3 protein-coding genes are annotated in these 5,395 nt (G+C 70.6%); all 3 read left to right on the top strand.

The window, feature by feature from the left end; translation table 11 throughout:
- The coding region (locus tag B7767_RS25690; protein ID WP_218775820.1) for a hypothetical protein at nt 1-299 on the top strand (299 nt) is incomplete at its 5' end.
- Between the two features lie 533 nt (nt 300-832).
- Complete coding sequence (locus tag B7767_RS25685; protein ID WP_256923571.1) at nt 833-3,685, top strand: LuxR family transcriptional regulator; 2,853 nt, start codon at nt 833-835, stop codon at nt 3,683-3,685.
- Between the two features lie 688 nt (nt 3,686-4,373).
- Nucleotides 4,374-5,395 (top strand): DNA gyrase subunit B (locus B7767_RS25680; RefSeq protein WP_256923570.1); only part of this gene is annotated, 1,022 nt, incomplete at its 3' end.

Genomic DNA, 5,395 nt, shown 5'->3' with positions numbered 1-5,395 from the left:
ACTCCCCGGTCCGGCCGATGCCCGGCGCGATCTCGATGACCCGCGGCGGCTGCCCGCACGCCCCCGGCGCAGCGTCCGCGCCGGCACACGAACCCGTGCTCGGCCGCGCGGCAGCCGCCGCCCTCGTGGTCGCCGACGGCGTCGACGCCCGGGCTCACACGATCACGGTCTTGATCCACTCCGCGGGCGAAGGCGCTCGCCGTGACGATGCGGTGAGCGTACACGCACGTGATGAACTCTTGGTGACCGGTGTTCCGGTTTCCCCGGTGACCCTCTCCGCGACGCACGGAAATGGCTGACGCCTCGGCCGCGTCGGGCGGAGAATGTTGCTGCAAAGTTAATTTCTCGAGCGGTCTCGAGGAATGCGATCCGCGCGGACCCCGTACGGCGGTAAAATCTCAGGTGAACTTCTCTGTCGCCCCACCGGGGCCACGCTTTGCCTTCAGCCGCAGAGGGGAGCGATCACTGATGCGACCGCACCGGCAGTGCGGTCGGCCGAGGAAAGGGCCGTGCGGCAACCGGAAAGTAATATTCCCCTTCGTGGAGTCGAAGAAGACGCCGGAACGCCTACCGTAGTCTCTTTTTTGAAGGGAGCCGACGCTCCGGGTCCGGCCCACCCTCTGGTCAATTACGCCCCGCCGCCGACGAAAGCACAGTTCAGACCAGTAAAGAGGGCGCGTGAGGCGCCGTGTCCCCCTCCCTCGCGCCACGCCCGAATATTTCGCTGCTAGACATGACCCGAACGAATGTCACAAACTTGCAGCGCTTCCGTCTCCAGCCGCGCTGGAGACGGGCTGGCTCCGTACTCATGATCACGGGGGTGTGTCAAGCAGTGTCACAGGAGCGCAGCAAGTTACTTGTACAGCTCGACGATCTACTGATCCAAATCTCGCGTGGCAGCGGTGTCGTCGCCACCATCAGCGGTTCAAGCGCAACAGGCAAGACGACGGTGCTCGACGTCCTGACGAAGCGGGCCGCCTCCGCGGGCGTCATGGTGCTCAGCGTGGTGAGTTCACCCCATGAGCGCCATGTCCCCTACAGCGCGCTCGCCCAGCTCACGCATTCGATCAACGCCCACTCCTCCGCCAACGAGGTTCCGTGCACCGGGGACGCGGGCACCGCCCGTCCCGACGGGCCCACAGGCACCACCACCGCTCCCACCCTGCCCGAGGCCCAGGACGACCCTCTCACCGTCGCACGGCGGACGTACCGGATGATCGCCGAACTCGCCTCCCGGCGACCCGTCCTGATCACGGTGGACGACATCCAGCACACCGACCCGGCCACCCTCCCCTGCCTGCGCTACCTGACTCAGCGCCTGAGCCGGCTGCCACTGGCGCTGGTGTTCACGTACGGTGTCTCCGTCGACAGCCAGCCACCTCCCATCCTGCACGACCTGCTGTACCGGACGAACGCGCGGCACTTCCACCTGGAGCCGTTCTCGCCCCAGGGCGTCAAGGAACTGGCCGCGAGCCAGCTCCCGTCCCTCCCCCCGGACCGTGTCATCGCCGGGATCCACAGGCTGAGCGGCGGAAATCCCCTGCTCGCCCAGGCGCTCATCGAGGAGCACCGGCTGCGCGTCACCTTCGAATCCGCCGCGGAGTTGACGTCCGGCGAGGGCGACGGCGCCGTCCCCCGGCCGATCCGCGAGGAAGAGCTGCCGATGGGCCCCGTCTTCCACCGGGCGGTCCTCGCCTACCTGCACCGGCTCGGACCGCGCGCGGTCCGGCTCGCCCAGTGCCTCGCACTGCTGGGCGATGCGGCCACCCCCGTCCTGCTGAGCCAGCTCAGCGGCATCGGCACGGAGTTGCTGAAGCGGTACACCCGGCTGTTCTCCGGTGTCGGCGCGCTGAGCGGGGCCCGGCTGCGGCAGGCGGGCCTGCGGCAGGCGATCCTCGGCGAGATGCCCCACGACAAGGTGACGCAACTGCGGTACCGCGCTGCCCGCCTGCTGTACGACAACGGGGCACCGCCACAGGCGGTCGCCGTGCACCTGACCGGCATCGGCCCGCTGGACGAGGAGTGGGTGCTGCCCGTCCTGCGTGCGGCCGCCGGCCAGGCCCTGGAGGAGGGTGCGCTGCCGCGGGCCATCCGGTACCTGGAGCTGGCCGGCGAATGCTCCTCGACCGAGACACAGCGCCTCTCGGTGAAGTCGCAGTACGCCTACGGTCAGTGGCAACTCAGTCCCGCCGACTCCGCCCTGCACTTCCTCGGCCTCAAGGACCCGATACTCGAAGGGAAACTGACGGGCGACGACGCCTGGTGGATCGCCGAGGGCATGCTGTTCCACCTCAGCTTCGACGAAGCCGTGGAGGTCGTCGACCACCTCACCGACAGCGGTGGGCAGCCGGCGACCGCGCTGCACAGCACCCGGATGCTGATGGCCTCGGAGGTCCCCGGAGTGCTCGACCGGCTGAGCCGTCCGCTGGTGGCCACCACCGTTCCGGCGACGTCCCACTCCGAACTGCGCGCCAGGCACTCCCTCGCCCTCGTCCTGGAGCGGGGGGCCGACGAGTACGCCGTAGCCCTGGCCGACCAGGTGTTCCAGAGCACCCGGAGCCGACCGACCTCGCAGCTCAGCGGTCTGCCGAAAGCGCTGCTGGCCCTGTGCTACGCGGACCGGATCGACGCCGCCGACAAGTGGTACGAGCTTGTCGCCGCCGACGCGGGAAACTCCGACGCCCCCGGCTGGCGGGCTCAGGGCGAGTGCGTCGGCGCGCTCATCGCGCTGCGGCGCGGACGGCTGGCCGAGGCCGTGCGCCGGGCGGAGACGGCCTACGACCGGTTGTCCGGACCGAAGTGGAACGTCAGCAGTGCGATGGCAGTGGCCATACTCATAGAAGCCCACACCGCCAAAGGCGACCATCGGGCCGCGGCCAAGTACCTGACGTCCGAGCCGCCGCCCGCACTGTTCCTCACCCGCGCGGGGCTGCACTACCTGTACGCGCGGGGCCTGCACCACCTCGCGACCGGCACTCCGTACCTGGCGCTCACCGATTTCCAGGAGTGCGGCCGGCTGATGCGGCGCTGGAACCTGGACACACCGGCCCTCGCGCCCTGGCGGCTGGGTGAGGCCGACGCATGGCTGCGGCTGGGCGAGAAGGACCGGGCGGCCCGGCTCGTCGAGGAACAGCTCGCGAGGCCGGACACCGGACTCACGCGGTCCCGCGGGATGACCCTGCACGCACTCGCCCTGACGCAGGCGGACACGAAGCAACTCCCCGTGCTGCGGGAGGCGTTCCGGCTGCTGGAGGCCTGTGGCGCACGGTACGAGGCCGCTGCGGTCCTGGCCGACCTGAGCCGCGCCTACCAGCGGCTGGGTGACAACCGGGCACGGCCGACCGCGCGGCGGGCATGGCGGCTCGCCAAGGCCTGCCAGGCGGAATCCCTGTGCCAGTCGCTGCTGCCGACGTCCACGCCCCGGAGCGTCGGCGCACGGGGGAGCGTGGGTCCCCGGGACAGCTACCACGCGGGCCAGAACGACTTCGACGGGCTCAGCGAGTCCGAACGGCGCGTCGCCGGCCTCGCCACCCAGGGGTACGCCAACCGCGAGATCGCCGAGAAGCTGTTCATCACCGTCAGCACCGTGGAGCAGCACCTGACCCGCGTCTACCGCAAGATGGGCATCAGGAACCGGGAGCAGCTCCTGCAGGCGACCCACACCGTCGACTACAAGTCCGCTTGAGCCGTCGGCCCGTCGTCCGCCCGACCCGTCCCAACGGGTCGGGCGGACTTCACATGCGGTGCCCGTGTTCGTTCGCGCGACTTCGGCTTCGACCCGGAGCCCACGAACGACACGGCTGCCCCGGCCGTCGACCGACCGGTTCACGGGTGCGGAGCGACCACCCGGCTGCTCCGCACCCAGGCCGCACAGGGCGTCGAGGACGTACGGTTCGACCGGGCCCGGCGATCACTGACTTCGGACCACCGTGAGGGAGCCATGGCCGTCACGTACCTGATGCCCGCTCGGCTGCCCGAAGATCGTCCGGGGCGGCGGTCGAACTGCTCGCGGTCCGTGACGTGCGGTGACGGTGTGCGGCGTCAGGGGAGGCCCGTGCCCGTGCGGGAGGCAGGAATCGAGGGCCTCGGCACGGCCTGGAACAGGGTCGTCCGCGGCCTCGGCGAGGTTCCGCACGCGCTTTGACCGCTGTCCGTGACCGTCTGGCCGACTGCTCGGGGGCGGGCCCGCACACGCCTGCTCAAGCCCTTGGCGAACCGCTCCTGACCTGGCCTTTCCCGAAGCCGCGCATAGGGTGGGGAAGTCCTGCCGGGCACCAGGGGAAGGGGACTTCGTGAGCGAGGGTGCCAGCAGATACGACGCCACTCATGTCGCAGTACTGGAGGGGCGTGAGGCCATTCGGAAACGGCCCGGGATGTACGTCGGTTCGACCGGCGTGCGGGGCCTGCACCACATGTTGTTCGAGGTCGTCGGCTGGTCGGTGAACGGGGTGCTGGCCGGCGGTGGCGGCTGTGTCGACGTCACCCTCACGCCCGACGGCGGCGTCCGTGTCACCGACGACGGGCCGGGCGTCCCCGTCGAAGCGGCCGGGGACGTCGGCGGTGACGGCCTCGAAACCCTGCTGACCCGCCCGTACGCCGGGAGCGGTCCCGGCTGCCGCCGCACCGTGAACTGGAGCGCCTTCGGCATGGGCCCCTGTGTCACCAACGCTCTGTCGAGCCGTCTCACGGCCGAGGTGCGGCGCGGACAGGTGCGCTGGGTCCAGGAGTACGTACGCGGCGCCGCTGTCGCTCCGCCCGCCGCCGCCGGACCGGCGACCGGCGGCGGGATCTCCATCGCCTTCTGGCCCGACGGGGGCATCTTCGACACGACGGAGTGCTCGTTCGCGGTACTGGCCGAACGCTTCAGAGAGGTGGCCCTGTTGAACCGGGGCCTGAGTATCTCCCTGACCGACGAACGCCCCCGGGGCGGCCCTCGGTCGGTACGGTTCCAATTCTCCGGCGGACCGGGGGACCTCGTCGCCCTCCTCGATGCGGAAACCGGAGCGCACGTCCCCCCGGACATCATCGCCTTCGAGCGGGAGGACGCGCGGATGGCGGGGACGGTGGAGGTGGCCCTGAGCTGGCGCGGCCTGGGTGAGGAACGGATCCGGGCCTTCGCCGACAGCGTGCCCACCCCCGGGGGCGGCACGCACGCGGACGGGTTCCGCGCGGGGGTGACGGCCGCCGTCAACACGTACGCGCGTCGGCGAGGGCTGCTGACGGCGGCGGACCCCGACCTCACCACCGACCACATCGGCAAGGGACTGACAGCGGTCGTCTCGGTGAAACTGGACAGCCCCGAATACCAGGGCGCCACCCGCGGCGAGCTGGGTGGCGCCACCGTGCACGACTGCGTCGAGCAGGCCGTCCGGGAGCACCTCGGCACATGGCTGGC

This window comes from Streptomyces sp. 13-12-16 (genome assembly GCF_002114215.1).
Taxonomy (GTDB): Bacteria; Actinomycetota; Actinomycetes; order Streptomycetales; family Streptomycetaceae; genus Streptomyces.
The sequence above is the reverse complement of the archived record's forward strand: the minus strand, read 5'-3'. Positions and strand labels throughout refer to the sequence as shown.